This window comes from Saccharothrix deserti, from assembly GCF_009769385.1.
GTDB lineage: Bacteria > Actinomycetota > Actinomycetes > Mycobacteriales > Pseudonocardiaceae > Actinosynnema > Actinosynnema deserti.
In genome coordinates this window covers 196403-212688 of record NZ_VKAB01000012.1, presented here as the reverse complement: position 1 = coordinate 212688, position 16286 = coordinate 196403, and the positions used below count along the sequence as shown (strand labels likewise).

At 69.9% G+C, this 16286-nt stretch carries 16 protein-coding genes; 7 read left to right on the top strand and 9 right to left on the bottom strand.

Annotated features, from left to right (window positions below):
• Position 1 precedes the first annotated feature (1 nt).
• Positions 2-574 (top strand): 1,2-dihydroxy-3-keto-5-methylthiopentene dioxygenase, encoded by a 573-nt coding sequence (locus FM051_RS22655; protein ID WP_158846540.1) that lies wholly within the window; start codon positions 2-4, stop codon positions 572-574.
• Here the strand turns inward: FM051_RS22655 and FM051_RS22650 are convergent.
• The 4 genes from FM051_RS22650 to FM051_RS22635 are packed head-to-tail and all read right to left on the bottom strand — an operon-like array spanning position 549 to position 3360.
• Positions 549-1163, bottom strand: a complete 615-nt coding sequence (locus FM051_RS22650) for an HD domain-containing protein (RefSeq protein ID WP_158846538.1) — start codon at positions 1161-1163, stop codon at positions 549-551. The genes FM051_RS22655 and FM051_RS22650 overlap by 26 nt on opposite strands.
• A complete protein-coding gene (locus FM051_RS22645) occupies positions 1156-2466 on the bottom strand; it encodes a HAMP domain-containing sensor histidine kinase (protein WP_238412574.1) in 1311 nt (436 codons plus the stop codon). Before FM051_RS22645 ends, FM051_RS22650 begins: the two co-directional genes overlap by 8 nt.
• Positions 2463-3131: a response regulator gene (locus tag FM051_RS22640; protein WP_158846536.1), complete on the bottom strand. Its 669-nt coding sequence runs from the start codon at positions 3129-3131 to the stop codon at positions 2463-2465. The genes FM051_RS22645 and FM051_RS22640 overlap by 4 nt, the downstream gene beginning before the upstream one ends.
• 31 nt (positions 3132-3162) lie before the next feature.
• A complete protein-coding gene (locus FM051_RS22635) occupies positions 3163-3360 on the bottom strand; it encodes a hypothetical protein (protein WP_158846534.1) in 198 nt (65 codons plus the stop codon).
• Positions 3361-3497: 137 nt separating this feature from the next.
• Here FM051_RS22635 and FM051_RS22630 point away from each other — a divergent pair, with 137 nt between their 5' ends.
• The 6 genes from FM051_RS22630 to FM051_RS22605 all read left to right on the top strand — a co-directional run bounded on the left by FM051_RS22630 (position 3498) and on the right by FM051_RS22605 (position 10951).
• Complete coding sequence (locus FM051_RS22630) at positions 3498-4442, top strand: hypothetical protein (RefSeq protein WP_158846532.1); 945 nt, start codon at positions 3498-3500, stop codon at positions 4440-4442.
• Between the two features lie 217 nt (positions 4443-4659).
• Complete coding sequence (locus FM051_RS22625) at positions 4660-5346, top strand: hypothetical protein (protein WP_158846530.1); 687 nt, start codon at positions 4660-4662, stop codon at positions 5344-5346.
• 270 nt (positions 5347-5616) lie between these two features.
• Positions 5617-7404, top strand: coding sequence for an aa3-type cytochrome oxidase subunit I (gene ctaD, locus FM051_RS22620; RefSeq protein WP_158846528.1), 1788 nt, complete (start codon positions 5617-5619; stop codon positions 7402-7404).
• Between the two features lie 99 nt (positions 7405-7503).
• The gene (serB, locus tag FM051_RS22615) at positions 7504-8730 is read left to right on the top strand and encodes a phosphoserine phosphatase SerB (protein ID WP_158846526.1); all 1227 of its coding nucleotides are present in this window, start codon (positions 7504-7506) and stop codon (positions 8728-8730) included.
• 14 nt (positions 8731-8744) lie between these two features.
• On the top strand, positions 8745-9428 hold the full coding sequence (locus FM051_RS22610; RefSeq protein ID WP_158846868.1) for a peptidyl-tRNA hydrolase: 684 nt from the start codon (positions 8745-8747) through the stop codon (positions 9426-9428).
• A 113-nt stretch (positions 9429-9541) separates the two neighbouring features.
• Positions 9542-10951: a phospholipase D-like domain-containing protein gene (locus FM051_RS22605; protein WP_158846524.1), complete on the top strand. Its 1410-nt coding sequence runs from the start codon at positions 9542-9544 to the stop codon at positions 10949-10951.
• A gap of 168 nt (positions 10952-11119) precedes the next feature.
• On the opposite strand, the gene FM051_RS22600 is transcribed toward FM051_RS22605, so the two are convergent.
• From FM051_RS22600 to xrtP, 5 genes are all read right to left on the bottom strand, one after another.
• Positions 11120-13147: an ATP-dependent DNA helicase gene (locus tag FM051_RS22600; protein ID WP_158846522.1), complete on the bottom strand. Its 2028-nt coding sequence runs from the start codon at positions 13145-13147 to the stop codon at positions 11120-11122.
• A gap of 190 nt (positions 13148-13337) precedes the next feature.
• A complete protein-coding gene (locus FM051_RS22595; protein ID WP_158846521.1) occupies positions 13338-13913 on the bottom strand; it encodes a biotin transporter BioY in 576 nt (191 codons plus the stop codon).
• Between the two features lie 138 nt (positions 13914-14051).
• Complete coding sequence (locus FM051_RS22590; RefSeq protein ID WP_158846519.1) at positions 14052-14375, bottom strand: YbjQ family protein; 324 nt, start codon at positions 14373-14375, stop codon at positions 14052-14054.
• Positions 14376-14385: 10 nt separating this feature from the next.
• Entirely contained in the window at positions 14386-15696 is a 1311-nt protein-coding gene (locus FM051_RS22585; RefSeq protein ID WP_158846864.1) for a glycosyltransferase family 2 protein, read from the bottom strand.
• A gap of 44 nt (positions 15697-15740) precedes the next feature.
• On the bottom strand, positions 15741-16259 hold the full coding sequence (gene xrtP, locus FM051_RS22580; RefSeq protein ID WP_238412573.1) for an exosortase P: 519 nt from the start codon (positions 16257-16259) through the stop codon (positions 15741-15743).
• Positions 16260-16286: the final 27 nt, after the last annotated feature.

Here is a 16286-nt window from a genome sequence, read left to right as displayed (position 1 = left end):
GATGACGTTGCTGACCGTGTGGCCGGACACCGATCCGGAGACCGTGGTGGTGCGCACCGCCGACCCCACCGAGATCGCCGTGGAGCTCAAGCAGTTGGGCGTCCGGTACGAGCAGTGGCCCGTTGTCTCCGGTGTGACCAGGGAGAACGCCCTGGAGGTGTACGCCGAGCGGGTCGCCCGCGTCACCGAGACCGAGGGCTACATCCTGGTCGACGCGATGGAGATGACGCCGTCGGACGACCCGGAGTGGCTGGAGTCGGCGGGGCAGGCGCGGCTGAAGTTCCTCGCCGAGCACACGCACGACGACGACGAGGACCGGTTCTTCGCCCGCGGTGCCGGGGTGTTCTACCTGCACGTCAAGGAGCGGGTGTACGCGGTGTTGTGCGAGGCGGGCGACCTGTTGAGCGTGCCCGCGAACACCACGCACTGGTTCGACATGGGCACCCGGCCGGACTACGTGTCGATCCGGTTCTTCCACGACGACGACGGCTGGGTAGGCAACTTCACCGGCAGCGAGATCGCCCGGTCGTTCCCGACCTTCGACGTGCTTATGGCGGGTCACCGAGCGAGCTGAGTTCGGCGGCGAGGTTGGCCTTGGCGCGAGCCTCCCAGCGTTCGCGTGCCTGACGCGTGACGTAGAGCGGTTCGCGCTGGGCGAGGGTGCGCAGGACGTTCGCCCGACCGGTCCGCCAGGCGTCGTCCGGCACGTGCGCGTACTCGGTGCGCACGGCGGTCCGATAGCGCTCGTAGGTGGCCGGGTCGGAGCCGAGGATGGCCAGGTCGGCGTCCAGGAGCAGGCACGTCAGCGGGTCGTCCGAGGTGTGGTTGACGGTGGCCAGCACGAGGTCGGCCACGTCGTCCGCCTCGGGGAGGCCGGCGAGCCGTTCGCGGACCCACTCGGCGCTGCGGCGTTCGTCCTCGCCCGGTTCGCCGTCGTAGACGACGTCGTGCGCCAGGGCGGCGAGCGTCAGCACGGCTCGTTCACGTGCGGTGCGGTTGTCGGCTTCGGCCAGGACGTTCACGTCCCGGACGACGGCCAGCACGTGGTCGGTGTTGTGGTAGCCGCGGTGCGGTTCGGCGTACCGGTCGGCCAGGTCGCCGGGCCCGTGCGCACCGCCCAACTCGCGGACCGCGTCCCGCCACCGCACGTCCAGCTCACGCATCGGGCAACCTCACCGTGAAAGCCGCGCCGCCCTCGGGCGCGGGACCTGCCTCGATCGTGCCACCGAGCCTGGTCACCAGTCCGTGCACCAGCGCCAGCCCGACGCCCGTGCCGACCGGCCGCGACCGCTCGTACTTCGCGTGCAGCGCGCCCTTGCGGAACGCCACCTGGTAGTCCTCTTCGGACAGCCCCGGGCCGCCGTCGCGCACCTGGAGCACGTCGTGGAGCGACAGCACCACCGGCCGACCTGCGGGCGTGAGCCTGAGCGCGTTCTCCAGCAGCCCGTCGAGCACCTGCCGCAGCCGACGGGCGTCGGTGGTGCGCACGGTCGGGTGCGGCGGCAGTTCGAGGCGGAACTCGACGCCCTTCGCCGCGCACCGGGTCCGCCACACCTCGGCGGCGGCTTTCACGAGTTCGGCCAGGTCGACCGGGGCCAGGTCGACGCGGAAGTCGTCCGCGCCCAGCCGGGCCAGGTCGAGCAGGTCGGTGACCAGCCGGTCGAGCCGGTGCGCCTCCTGCTGGATCGTCCGGCCCACCACCGGCACCTCCGGCCCGGACACCACGCCGTCGGCCAGCGATTCGGCGAACCCGGTCACCGCGGTCAACGGTGTGCGCAGCTCGTGCGACACGGACAGCAGGAACTCCCGCTGCCGGGCTTCGCTGCGGGCCAACGCGTCGGCCAGGGCGTTCACCGCGCCACCGACCTCGGCGACCTCGGCCGGCCCGTGCTCGGGCGCCCGCAGGTCCCGCCGCCCGCCGCTCATCGTGCGCGCGACGGCCGCCGTCTGCCGCAACGGGCGCGCGACCAGCTTGCCGAGCAGCAACCCGGCCACCGCCGCCACCAGCAGCCCGACGCCCAACGCGAACGCGATGTTGCGGAACAGCCTGCGCCCCGGCCCGTTGCCGCTCTCCACCCCCTGCACCAGCGCGACACCGGGCCGCACCTCCACCAGGCGGGTGCCGGCGATGCCGGACTTCGAGCCCGTCACCCGAACCGCGCGCACCGCCTGCGGATCACCGACCAGCCCGCCGTCCGGTCCGATCAGGACCACCGCGATGCCCTGCCCCCGCAACACCTCGGCCACGCGCAGCCGACCCGGCCTGCCGACCTCGCCAAGCTGCTCAGCCACCACGTCCGCTTGATCCGCCAACGCCTCGCGGGTCACCTCGCGCGACGCGGTGAGCACCAGCCGGGCCGACACCAGACCGGCCACCACGACGGCGACCCCCGCGACGACCAGGCACAACGCGGTGATCCGGAACGCGAGACTCGTCCGCGCCGCGCGGCTCACGGGCGGGTTCACGGAGCCTCCACCGAGTAACCGACCCCGCGCACGGTCCGGATAGGACTGCGTTCACCGAGCTTCGCCCGCAACTGCGCGACGTGCACGTCCACCGTCCGGGTGCCCGCCGCCGCCGCGTAACCCCACACCGCGCTCAACAGCTGCTCCCGCGCGAACACCCGCCCCGGGTGGCGCATCAGGTGCGCCAACAGCTCGAACTCGGTCGACGTCAACGCCACCTCGACGTCACCGACCCACACCCGCCGCCGGTCGCCGTCCAGCCGCACGTCACCGACCACGTGCACGGGGTTGACCTGCGGCGTTCCCCGGCGCAGCACGGTGCGCACCCGCGCCACCAGCTCACGCGGGCTGAACGGTTTGGTGACGTAGTCGTCCGCGCCCAGCTCCAGCCCGAGCACCCGGTCCACCTCGTCGTCCCGCGCGGTCACGAACAGGACCGGCGTCCAGTCGCCCGCCGCGCGCATCGCCCGGCACACCTCGACCCCGTCCAGACCGGGCAGGCCGACGTCCAGCAGCACCGCCACCGGCTTCAACCGCCGCACCGCGGCCAACGCGGCGTGCCCGTCCGACTCCACGTGCACCCCGAACCCGTCCCGCCGCAGGTAGAGGCTGATCAGGTCGGCGATGGCCCGTTCGTCCTCGACGACCAGCACGAGTCCCTGCACGCCGCGAATCGTGGCACGGGCGGAGCCGTGATCAGGGGTGCGGCAGTGTTCGGGTTCGGTAAAGGTCGCGCACCACGGCCGTCACCGTGGCCACCCGCGCCACCACCGGGGCGGGGCGCAGCCGCACGAGGAGGTTGTAACCGTCCCTGAGCAACTCCGGGTCGTCGCCCGGCAAGCCGAGCCGACCGGCAAGTGTCACGACTTCGCGCACCGCTGAGGAGGTCTCCACCGGGTGAATTCTGACATCGCGCCCGAACGGACGATAACGACTTGATTACGCAGCGAATGTGGCGAACGGAGTATGGCGATAGAGCTACGCGGAGCAGTCTGATCCGCTGATCAGCTCAACGAGCCCGTGGAGCGTCAATGCGCAAGACAACTCGCATTCTGTTCGGAACAGTCTCCCTCTTCACCGTGATCGCCACCGGTGTGATCACCTCGGGCGCGTCGGCCCTGGCCGGGGCGCCTGGTTCCGGTGACACCCGCGCGACCGTGCGCGAGGGCAACATCGACATCGGTCAACCCGGTGATGCTTGTGACGACGTAGGCCTGCCCGGCAACAAGTCGACACTCCCGTCAGGTGCGTACACCACCGACGGCACCTACATCGACATCACGTCGAACCCGCATGGATCCGTGATCGCCGGTGTCGTGGTGAAGGGCGGCAGCGCCTACAACGTCTACGAGGCCGGCGACCTCGGTGACATGCCGTGGAACGACCTGCACGCGCCGTTGGCCAAAAGCGACAAGCCGGCAGAGATCAGCCACTGGTTCGTCTGCCTGGACACCCCCAAGCCCACGACCACCACCGGTACGACGACGACCAAGCCCACGACGACGACCAAGCCCACGACGACGACCAAGCCAACGACCACAACCAAGCCGACGAGCACCAAGCCCACGACGACGACTAAACCGACGACGACCAAACCGACGACGACCAAGCCGACGACGACCAAGCCGACCACGACGAAGCCGACCACGACGACGACCACCAAGCCGACCACGACGGCACCGACGACGACCAAGCCGACCACCACCGCGCCGACGACCACCACTACGGCGGGCACGACGACCAAGCCGACCACGACCACGACGGCGCCGGCGCCGGTGACGACCACGACGGCGCCGCACGGCCCGGGCGGTCCCACGACCACCAGGCCCCTGGGAGTGGTGAATCCCGATTCAGGCGAACACCTCGCGAACACCGGCTTCAACGCCTGGTGGCTGCTCCTCGTCGCCCTGGGCCTGCTGACCGCCGGCGCGGCGTTCCTCGTCTCGCCGAAGCTCCGCGACCACCTGCGCCGCTGACCACGTCGTAGACAACGGCACGGGCAACATCACTGACCGTGCCGAGCGCTAACCCGATCACCCGGTGGTGACCACAGTGGTCACTGTCGGGTGATCGGCATCACCAAGTCATAACGAATAGGGGTCAACCCGCGTCGTCTGAATGGTCTACCTCGATAGATGGGTGCCGGGTGTAGTTCGATCCCCCGGTCAGCCCTCAAACTCGCGGAGCACCTCCATGCGCATGACCACCCGCCGCCTATTCGGAGCAGCCGCACTGCTCGCCTTCGCCACCACCGGCCTGCTCGGAGGCATCGCCTCGGCAACGCCGGTAGTCGCCGTGTCGGGCGACACCCGCGCCACCGTCGGCGAGGGGAACGTCGACTTCGGACAGCCCGGCAACGGCTGTGAGGTCGCCGGACTGCCCGGCGACGAGAGAGAGACCATGCCCGCGGGCACCTTCAGCGTCGAAGGCGTCAACATCGACATCACCGCGAACCCCGAGGGCTACGTCCTCACCGGTGTCGTGGTGAAGGGCAGCTCCGCCTACAACGTCTACCCCGCGACCGCGCTCGGGGAGATGCCGTGGGAGGACCTGCACCCGCCGATCAACGCCAGCGACGGCCCCGCCGGTATCAGCCACTGGTTCGTCTGCGTCGAGGAGGCTCCCGAGGAGCCCGTCGAGGAGACGACGCCCGAGGAGACCCCGGCGGAGTCCGAAGCGGTCGTCCCGTCGAGCAGCAACACCCCCGCGCCCTCCGCGCCGGTCACCACCTCGCCCGCACCGGCCGCGGCCGGTGCCGAGAACGCGCTGGCCAACACCGGTTTCGAGGGCACCTGGCTGCTGGTCCTCGGCCTTGCCCTGGTGGCGGCCGGTGCCGCGTTCGTCGCCTCGCCGAAGCTCCGCGGCCTGCTGCGCCGCTGACCCCGCGAGGTCGCCGTCGATCGTTCGCGCCTCGTTTCCCGGTGATCACGCTTTTCGATCGCCGGGAAATCAGGCGCGAGCGGTCGACCTCCGGGGCGACCGAGCCCGCCGTCTGCGGAGCAGCGGCCATGAACACTGTGACCTGCGCTACCTCACGTGATCCAGGGGGCGGCCCAGCCGAGACCCCCGGAACGCAGCCGTCTACGATCCGATGAGCCGGCGTGGCCCCGCCCACCGGCAAAGCCAGAACCAGACAGTGCAGGAGGCACCGTGACGGCCGTAGCCCCGCAGCCGATCGCAACGCGGCCCTTCGGGACTCGCGTGGCGGTCAAGGGTTCGTTCCTGCTGCGGATGTTCCGCACCACGGACCACAAGCAGATCGGGATCATGTACCTGGTCACGTCGTTCGCCTTCTTCATGGTGGGCGGCGCGATGGCCATGTTGATGCGGACCGAGCTGGCACGTCCGGGCATGCAGTTCCTGTCGCAGGAGCAGTTCAACCAGCTGTTCACCATGCACGGCACGGTGATGCTGCTGCTCTACGCGACGCCGATCGTGTTCGGGTTCGCCAACTTCATCCTGCCGCTCCAGATCGGCTCGCCGGACGTGGCGTTCCCCCGGCTCAACGCCTTCTCGTACTGGCTGTACCTGTTCGGCGGCCTGATCGTGATGGGCGGCTTCCTCACGCCGGGTGGCGCGGCCGACTTCGGCTGGTTCGCCTACACCCCGCTCTCGAACGCCATCCACTCGCCCGGCGTCGGCGCCGACCTGTGGATCTCCGGCCTGATCGTCGGCGGTCTCGGCACCATCCTCGGCGCGGTCAACATGATCACCACCGTGGTCTGCCTGCGTGCGCCCGGTATGACCATGTTCCGGATGCCGATCTTCACCTGGAACATCCTGGTGACGTCCGTGCTGGTGCTGCTGGCGTTCCCGATCCTGACCGCCGCGCTGTTCGGCCTGCTGGCCGACCGCCACCTGGGCGCCCACGTGTTCGACCCCGCCAACGGCGGCGTGATCCTGTGGCAGCACCTGTTCTGGTTCTTCGGCCACCCCGAGGTCTACATCGTCGCGCTGCCGTTCTTCGGCATCGTGTCGGAGATCTTCCCGGTGTTCAGCCGCAAGCCGATCTTCGGCTACAACGGCCTGGTCTACGCCACGTTGGGCATCGCGGCGCTGTCCGTGGCGGTGTGGGCGCACCACATGTACGCCACCGGCGCGGTGCTGCTGCCGTTCTTCGCGTTCATGACGTTCCTGATCGCGGTGCCGACCGGTATCAAGTTCTTCAACTGGATCGGCACGATGTGGAAGGGGCAGCTGACGTTCGAGACCCCGATGCTGTTCAGCATCGGCTTCATCGTCACGTTCCTCTTCGGCGGTCTGTCCGGCATCCTGCTGGCCGCGCCGGCGATCGACTTCCACGTGTCGGACACGTACTTCGTGGTCGCGCACTTCCACTACGTGCTGTACGGCACGATCGTGTTCGCCACCTTCGCGGGCATCTACTTCTGGTTCCCGAAGATCACCGGCCGGATGATGGACGAGCCGCTGGGCAAGCTCCACTTCTGGACCACGTTCCTCGGCTTCCACGCCACGTTCCTGGTGCAGCACTGGCTGGGCAACGAGGGCATGCCGCGCCGGTACGCGGACTACCTGCCCAGCGACGGCTTCACCACGCTGAACACGATCTCCACGATCGGCGCGTACATCCTGGGCGCGTCCACGCTGCCGTTCATCTGGAACATCTTCAAGAGCTACCGCTACGGCGAGACCGTCAAGGTGGACGACCCGTGGGGCTTCGGCAACTCGCTGGAGTGGGCCACGTCCTGCCCGCCGCCGCGGCACAACTTCACCGAGCTGCCGCGCATCCGCTCGGCGCGTCCCGCCTTCGAGCTGCACTACCCGCACATGATCGAGCGGCTGCACAGCGAGGCGCACGTGACGTTCACCGGCAAGGCGATCGCGCACGAGGACGCCAAGCGCGCGCCGTCCGAAGTGGCCGCCGGCGCTGTGCAATCGGGCACAGCCTCGGAGAACACCGAGGGCGACCACAAGTAACGCTTGTAACCTGAACGCAGGTTCAACGACGAGCCCCGACGACCGTCCCCGGTCGTCGGGGCTCGCCGCTGTTCGGCATGTCTGGCATAGGAGCCATCAGTGACCAAGCCCAGCGCCACGCCCGTCCTGATCACGGTCACCGGACCGGACAAGCCGGGGGTGTCCTCGGTGCTGTTCGCGGTGCTGACCCGGCACGGAGTGGAGATCCTCGACGTCGAGCAGGTCGTCATCCGCGGCCGGCTGGTGCTCGGCGTGCTCGTCGCGGCCGAACACGACCCGGAGGCGTTGCAGGAGGCCGTCGAACAGGCCATGGCGACGGTGTCCATGCACGTCGAGGTGGAGATCGGCGCTGATTCCAAGCGCACCGCGCGGCTGGAGTCCAGCCACGTGCTGATCCTGCTCGGCCGCCCGGTCACCGCCCGCGCGTTCACCGAGGTGGCGCGGCGGTTGGCGTCGCTCGGCGTGAACATCGACGCGATCCGGGGCGTGGCCGACTACCCCGTCACCGGCCTTGAGCTGCGGGTTTCCGTGGCCGACGACACGTCGGAGAGTGACGCGCAGCTGCGGTCGGCGTTGGCCGAGGTGTCGGTGCGCGGCGGGTTGGACATCGCGGTGGAGCGGGCCGGGCTGACCCGGCGGGCCAAGCGGCTGGTGGTGTTCGACGTCGACTCCACGCTCATCCAGGGCGAGGTGATCGAGATGCTGGCCGCGCACGTCGGGGTGGAACCGCAGGTCAAGGAGATCACCGACGCGGCGATGCGCGGTGAGCTGGACTTCACCGAGTCGCTGCGGCGGCGGGTGGCGTTGCTGGAGGGCCTGGACGAGTCGGTGCTGGACGAGGTCGCGGCGTCGTTGGAGCTGACGCCGGGCGCGCGCACGACCGTGCGGACGTTGAAGCGGCTCGGGTTCCGCTGCGGTGTGGTGTCCGGTGGTTTCACCCGGGTGATCCAGCGGCTGGTGGACGAGCTGGGGTTGGACTTCTGCGCGGCCAACGAGCTGGAGGTCGTGGACGGGAAGCTGACCGGTCGGGTGCTCGGCGAGGTCGTGGACCGGGCGGGCAAGGCGGTGGCGTTGCGGCGGTTCGCGGACGAGCAGGGGATCACGCTGGCGCAGACGGTGGCCGTCGGTGACGGCGCGAACGACATCGACATGCTGGGCGCGGCCGGGCTGGGCATCGCGTTCAACGCGAAGCCCGCGTTGCGGGAGGTCGCGGACACCGCGTTGTCGCACCCGTTCCTGGACGCGGTGCTGTTCGTGCTCGGCGTGACCAGGGCCGAGGTGGAGGCCGCGGACGCGGCGGACGGTATGGAGCTGAACCGGCTGTGAACCCGATCCTGCGAATGCTGGTGGACCGGCACTACGCGACCGATTCCGAGGACCCGGAGTCGGTGCGGGCGATGCCGGTGGTGCTGCGGATCGAACGGTCCGCGCCGCCGTCCCGGACGGACGTGCTGGAGGCCGCCGCGGCGGCGGCCATCGCGGTGTGCCTGGACGAGCGCGCGTTGCCCGAGGGGGAGTGGCACGACGAGCTGGTCGCGTGGGTGCGCGGGCGGATCCGGAAGGTCGCCCGGCGGGCCCGTGGCGCGCACTGGGAGGCCGTGCAGGCGCTGCCGGGCGTGACGATCACCGTTGGCAGCGCCTCGGTGCGGGCGTTCGTGCCCGGACGGGTCGTCGACCTGCCCAAAGAGCTGAGCCGGTTGCAGATCTCGGGCAGCGAACTGCCCGAGGACACGCCCGGTCCCGTGCCTCCTGGCGCGTACGAGCTGTGGCTGAACCCGCGCGTGGAGATGACGGCGGGCAAGGCGGCGGCCCAGGTGGGGCACGCGTCGATGCTGCTCGCGCCGCACCTGTCCGACGCGGAGCTGAAGGAGTGGGCGGCGCTCGACTACCGGTGTGCCGTGCGGACACCGTCCGAAGCCGCATGGGACGCCTTGGTGGCGCGGCCGGACGTCGTGCTGGTGCGGGACGCCGGGTACACGGAGGTCGCGCCCGGAACCGCGACGGTGGCCGTCAATAGGTCATGATCTGACCTACATCGGTCCTGGCGTCGCGGTCGTGGTCCTGGTGACCGGGGCTACCGGCGTCGCGGACTTCCGGTGACGTTTGGTGTGCCGGTTTTGCGGTAATCATCCACGGCGTGGGCCTGTTGGACGTGCTCGACGCTCGGCTCGGTGACGGGCTGGAGAGCTTGTTGTGCGCGCACCACGCCCGGCGGCTGCGCAAACTGGGGTGGGGCTCGGTGTTCTCCTCCGAGACCGGCTGGTGGACGCTTCGGCGGCCGGTGCGGTCCGGCAACCGGATCGACGTGCTGATCGACGGGCACGAGGTGCTGCCCGCGATCGCGTCGGCGATCACCTCGGCACGGAGGTCCGTGCACCTCGCGGGGTGGTGCGCCAGCCCGGACTTCCGGCTGACCAGGACGCCCGGCTCGCCCACGTTGCGCGAACTGCTCGCGGTCGCCGCCGAGCGGGTGCCGGTGCGGGTGCTGCTGTGGGCGGGGCCGCCGGTGCCGTTGTTCGAGCCGACGCGTTCGCGGGTGCTGGCGGCTCAGCGGGAGTTCACGCGCGGTAGCGCGGTGTCGTGCGTGGTCGACTCGCGGGAGCGGACGCTGCACTGCCACCACGAGAAGATCGTGGTGGTGGACGATTCGGTGGCGTTCGTCGGCGGGATGGACCTGACCGCGTTGGACGGCGACCGGCACGACACCGCGTCCCACCCGCCTCGGGAGCCGTTGGGCTGGCACGACCTGGGCGCCCGCCTGGAGGGCCCGGTGGTCGCGGACGTGGCCGAGCACTTCCGGCAGCGCTGGGAGGAGATCGCGAAGGAGACCCTGCCTCAGCCGTCACCCTCGTCTCCGGTCGGCTCGTCGTCGGCGCAACTCGTGCGGACGATCCCGGAACGCACCTACGAGTTCGCTGATCGGGGCGAGTTCAGCCTGCTCGACTCGTACCTGCGCGCTCTGCGCTCCGCTTCTCAGCTGGTCTACGTGGAGAACCAGTTCCTCTGGTCGCCCGAGGTGATCGAGGTCCTGATCGACAAGCTCCGCAACCCGCCGGACCCGCGCTTCCGCGTGGTCCTGGTGCTGCCTCGCAAACCGAGCAACGGCGCCGACACCACCCGTGGCCAGCTAGGACGGTTGCTGGACGCCGACGACGGCAACCACCGGCTGATCGCCGCCACCTTGTCGTCGCACGACGGCCAGACGTCGTCTTCGGTCTACGTGCACGCGAAGCTGGCCGTGGTGGACGACCGTTGGCTCAGCCTCGGCTCGGCGAACCTGAACGAACACTCCCTGTTCAACGACACCGAGGTCAACGTGGTGACCGACGACCCCGAGATCGCCCGCGACACCCGCCTGCGCCTGTGGTCCGAACACCTCCAACTGCCCCAGTCCGAAGTCTCCGGCCCACCGCACGAGGTCGTGGACACCCTCTGGCGCCCCACCCTGAACTCGACCGGTAGACACCGAATCACCGCCCTACCAGGCGTCTCCCGCCGAGCCAGCCGCCTACAAGGCCCCCTACGAGGCCTCCTAGTAGACGGCTAACCCCCGAGAGTCCTACGTTCAGACCGCGTGTGTCCTACGTTCAGGCGCGGTGTGTCCTACGTTCGGAACGCGAGAGTCCTACGTTCAGGACGCGAGAGTCCTACGTTCAGGACCCCTGAATTCAACGCTCAGAACACGCGACCTGCGCGTTTGGAAGACTTGCGACGGTCAGTTGTTGGCCGCGTCGAGGCGCTTGAGCGCCGCCCGCACGACCTCCGGGTCGTACGTCGTCCAGAACGGCGGCAGCGAGGCCCGCAGGAACCCGCCGTACCGAGCCGTGGCCAGGCGCGAGTCGAGGACGGCCACCACGCCCTTGTCGTTCATCGACCTCAGCAGCCGCCCGGCGCCCTGGGCCAGCAACAGAGCCGCGTGGGTCGCCGCCACGGTGAGGAAACCGTTGCCGCCCCTGGACTCCACCGCCTTCTGCCGCGCCGACGCCAACGGGTCGTCCGGCCGTGGGAACGGGATGCGGTCCATCACGACCAGTTGCAGCGCGGGCCCCGGAACGTCCACACCCTGCCACAGCGACAAAGTGCCGAACAGGCACGTCTCCGCGTCCTCGGCGAACCGCTTCACCAACTGCCCCGTGGCGTCGTCACCCTGGCACAGCACCGGGTAGTCGACCTTGCCCCGCAACGCCTCGGCTGCCGCCTTCGCCGCACGCATCGACGAGAACAGCCCCAAAGTACGCCCACCGGCCGCGTTCACCAGGCCCTCGATCTCGTCCACATAGGACGGCGGCAGCCCGTCGCGCCCCGGCGGCGGCAAGTGCCTGGCCACGTACAGGATCCCGCTGCTGCCGTGCTCGAACGGCGAGCCGACGTCCAGACCGCTCCACCGCGGCCCGCTCACGTCCGACGGCGGCTCCTTGTCGGTCGCCGTCCCCTCGGCCTTCTTCGCGTTCGACGCCGCCGGCAGCCCCCACTGCCGCGCCAACGTGTCGAACGTGCCACCCAGCGTCAAAGTCGCCGACGTCAGGACCGTGGTCCGCTTCCCGAACAGCCGCTCCCGCAGCAGCCCGCCGACACCCAGCGGCGCGACGCGCAGTGACGGCGCCTTGTTGCGATCGGCGAAGTCACCCGACACCCACACCACGTCGTGGTCCTCGTCGAATGCATCCAATATCCGCGTCGCGCAATCGTGCACGTCGTCCAGCAGCGACAGGGCCAGCTTGCGGGACGTCGCGCCGTCCACGTCCTCCTTGCGCTCCGGCCCCAACGACGTGATGCACGCGTGCGCCGCGTCCTTGGTCGCCCGGAGAGCACCGGCGAGCGCCTGAGGCAGGCTGTCGAGCCGCCCGACCGGCATCTCCTCCAGGATCATCGCCAGGCCGTCACTCGCCTCGGCCATCCGGTCGGCCACGCCCTGGTCGATGAGCCGCCCGCAACGCCGCGCGGCCGTGGCCACCAGGGACGCGCTCAGCTCCTCCGTCGCCACCGACGTCACCCGGTCGACCAGGTCGTGCGCCTCGTCGATCACGACCACGTCGTGATCGGGCAGGACCTGGTAACCCTCCAGGGCGTCCACGGCGAGCATCGCGTGGTTGGTCACCACGACGTCCGCCTTGCCCGCCTCGGCCCGCGCCTTCTCCGCGAAGCAGTCCACGCCGATCGGGCACTTGTTCACGCCGAGGCACTCGCGCGCCGTCACCGAGACCTGCCGCCACGCCTGGTCCGTGACGCCCGGCACGAGTTCGTCCCGGTCACCGGTCTCGGTGTCGGACGACCACTCGTGCAGGCGCTTGATCTCGCGGCCCATCTTGGACACCGCGAACGGGTCGAACAGGCCCGCTTCCTCCGGTTCGTCCGGCGCGCCCGTGTGCAGGCGGTGCATGCACAGGTAGTTGCGGCGGCCCTTGAGGATGGCGAACCGCGGCTCGCGGCCCAACTCCTTGCGCAACGCCTTGGCGAGCCTCGGCAGGTCGCGGTCGACGAGCTGGCGTTGCAGCGCGATCGTGGCGGTGGAGATGACGACCGTCGACTCCTCGGCCACCGCGTGCCGCAGGGACGGCACCAGGTACGCCAACGACTTGCCGGTTCCGGTGCCCGCCTGGACGGCCAGGTGCTCGCCCGTCCGGATCGCGCGCTCGACCGCTTCGGCCATGTCTACCTGGCCCTGGCGTTCGGCTCCGCCTACCGCCTCCACGGCGACGGCGAGCAACGTTCTGGTGTCGGGGATCGCGGAGGTGACGGGCACGGCGAAGACCGTACCCGCACCCTCCGTCAACCGGGTCGCGACCGTTGAACTCAGGGGCCCTGAACGTAGGACTCACGCATCGCGAACGTAGGACACACCTGGCGCGAACGTAGGACACACCGCGCCTGAACGTAGGACTCACGGGACCCGAGCGTTCGACTCTCGAGGTCTGGAGGTTCGACTCTCGGGGTTACTTGCGGTTGATCAGGGCCCAGGTGGCGGGCAGGAGGCCGGCGGCCAGGGCGATCTTCAGCGCGTCACCCAGCAGGAACGGCGTCACGCCCAGTTGCAGCGCCTTGCCGAAGCCCACGCCGGCAGCGGCCATCAGCCACGGCACACCGCACGCGTAGATCGCCAGGTTGCCCAACGCCATCGTGCCGACCGTGCGCAACGGCGTCCGGTCACCGCCACGAGCCGCCAGGTGGCCGACGAGCGCCCCGGCGAACACGAACCCGACCACGTACCCGAGCGACGCGGGCGTGCCCGACGAACCGCCCTGGAACCACGGCACACCGGCGACACCCGCGATCAGGTAGAGCACCATCGACGCGCCACCGCGCTGCCACCCGAGGGCGGCGCCCACCAGCAGGGCGGCGAACGTCTGGCCGGTGATCGGCACCGGGCTGCCCGGCACGGGCAGCGCGACCTGGGCGGCCAGCCCGGTCAGCCCGGCGCCCGCGACGACCAGGGCGATGTCACGCGCGAGAGCGCCCGGGACCAGGTCGGCGAGCACCGCGCGGCGGCCGGGAACGGCGAGGACGGACACTTGAGGACCTCCCAGAGGATCGACTTCTCCGGGAGGTTAACCGGCGATCACTCGTTCGGTCTTTGTCGAAGCTCTACAAAGTTGGGCACGTCACGCCGGAAGACACGTCACGCCGGACGCGGCGGGGGAGTGCCGGGATCAGTCGCGGGTCGCCAACCGCACGGCGGTGCCGGACGCGCTCACCATCAGCATGTCCTGGCCGACGGTGCCGTAGTCGATGTCCACCGCGATCACCGCGTCGGCCTGCAACGCCGCCGCCTTCTGCTCCAACTCGACGAGCACCGCCGTCACCCCGCCTTCCAACTCGCCCTCGTAGGACTTGGAACGCCCGCCGAACACGTTGCGCAGCCCTGCCGCCATGTCCTTGAACGCGTTCACGCCCAACACCGTCTGGGCGGTCACGATGCCCAGGTAGCTGTCGACTTGGGCGCCGTCGATGTGGTGCGTGGTCGTCACGATCATCCGGTCATTATCAGTGGTCGACTGCCACCTCGCCGGTGATCCGTTCCGTGTTCCGCCGCGTTTTCGCCCACCCGTTGCGCCCGCGCGCCAACCGGACCAGCGCCCGCCACGACGTGATGTAGAACGTATATATGTAGATCGCATACACAAACCCGTAGCCCACCGCCCGCCAGAACCCGATCGAGGGCTGACATCGCATTCGGTACACCGGCCCCCACAGCACGAACGGCAGCAGGCCGAACATTCCGTATGCAGTGAACAAGATCCAAGCGCCCTCGACGAACCACGCCCACACCTCGCCCGGCGCGATCACCACGTGGTGGCCGAGCAGGACCAGCGGGATCGGGTAGATCAACGTCCCGAGCAGCTGCATCCACGGCTGGGCCAGGTAGTACGTCATCTCCGCCGCACCCAGCGTGGACAGGTGCGGCGAGGCCCAGATCCGCCGCACGTACCGCATGCACTGCATGGTTCCCTGGCCCCACCGCGTGCGTTGCGCGAGGAACCGCCGCAGGCTGTAGAGCCCTTCCTGGTGCACGTGCGTGTCCATGGTGAACCCGGTGCGCCACCCGGCGGTCAGCAAGTGCACGCCCAGTTCGAAGTCCTCCAGCAACGACCCGCGCCACGGCTGCCCGGCCGGCCCGGCGATCGAGTCCAGCGCCGACAGCCGGGTGAACTGACCGTTGCCGCCCATGGAGATCGTCCCGGTGACGCCGCGCGACACCTGGATCGCCGCGATCGCGGTCCGGAACTCCAGGTCCTGCATCCGCACCAGCAGATCACCGAAGAACCCACGCCACCGCGACACCCCCGGCTGCCGCACACCCGCGTTCACCATCCGCACGTCCACCTGCACCGCGCCGATGGTGTCGTCACCGAACAGGTGCCCCGCCGCGCACACCTCCAGACAGTTGCGCGCGGGCCGACCGTCGGCGTCCACCACGACGATCACCGCACGCTCGGCGTCGGCGTGCCGTCCCATCCACAGCTTCAACGTCCGGTAAGCGTCGTTCAGCGCGTCACCCTTGCCAGTGCGCGCGTGCGGCCGGTGCCGCCGCACGAGGTGGACGTTCCGGTCACCGCGGAACCCGCGCACGACGTCCACCGTGCCGTCGTCGGAGTCGTCGTCTATGACCCACACGTGCGCGATGGGGAACGCCGCGCGCAGGTACCGGACCGTGTCACCGATGACGGCTTCCTCGTCACGGCACGGCACCAGGAAGTGCCACTCGAAGTCGCCGACCCGCCCGACCGGCCGGGGCTTGTGCCGCAGGTACGGGATGACGATGAGGAACACGTAGGTCACGAACGCGACGCTCATCGTCAGCGCCAAGGCCTGGGTGAACCCCAGGATGACATCGAGGCTCACTTCCGCGTCGCCAACCACACGAACGCCACCAGCGCCGCGCCGCCACCGAGCACGCTCACCATCGAGCCGAGCAGCGTGTGGCCCCAGTAGTAGCCGGTGTCCACGCCGAGCCACTCGACCAGCCCGACCAGCGTCAGCACCCGCAACTGGTTGACCACCACCACGGCGACACCGGCCACCGCCAGCGCGAACAGCACCCGCCGGGTGATCCGGGGCCGCAGCGCGATCATCACCGCGCCCACCACGACCAGCGGCAGCAGCAGGAACGCCGACGTGCACTCCGGGGTCATCCGCAGACCGAGCGGGCTGTCCGAGCCGAGCCCGAAGTACACGGTCTGCCGCGACGCGACGACCTCCACCCCGTCGGAACCGAGCACGTCGAGCAGCAGTCCGGACAACGTGATCTCGGCGGTCCGGTAGGCACTGTGTGCCACCACGAGCCCGGCCGCCGCCACCAGCAGTGCGACGACGACCACCCGGTCGAGATGTTCGGTGCGGGGCACGGCAAGCGCCACTGAACGAGTCCTTTCCTCGATCGGGGA

What these genes read in the sequence shown, in the direction of transcription:
- FM051_RS22655 (WP_158846540.1), top strand. Translation starts at nt 2, where the DNA reads ATGACGTTGCTGACCGTGTGGCCGGACACCGATCCGGAGACCGTGGTG.
- FM051_RS22650 (WP_158846538.1), bottom strand. Translation starts at nt 1,163, where the DNA reads ATGCGTGAGCTGGACGTGCGGTGGCGGGACGCGGTCCGCGAGTTGGGC.
- FM051_RS22630 (WP_158846532.1), top strand. Translation starts at nt 3,498, where the DNA reads ATGCGCAAGACAACTCGCATTCTGTTCGGAACAGTCTCCCTCTTCACC.
- FM051_RS22625 (WP_158846530.1), top strand. Translation starts at nt 4,660, where the DNA reads ATGCGCATGACCACCCGCCGCCTATTCGGAGCAGCCGCACTGCTCGCC.
- FM051_RS22610 (WP_158846868.1), top strand. Translation starts at nt 8,745, where the DNA reads ATGCTGGTGGACCGGCACTACGCGACCGATTCCGAGGACCCGGAGTCG.
- FM051_RS22590 (WP_158846519.1), bottom strand. Translation starts at nt 14,375, where the DNA reads ATGATCGTGACGACCACGCACCACATCGACGGCGCCCAAGTCGACAGC.
- FM051_RS22585 (WP_158846864.1), bottom strand. Translation starts at nt 15,696, where the DNA reads ATGAGCGTCGCGTTCGTGACCTACGTGTTCCTCATCGTCATCCCGTAC.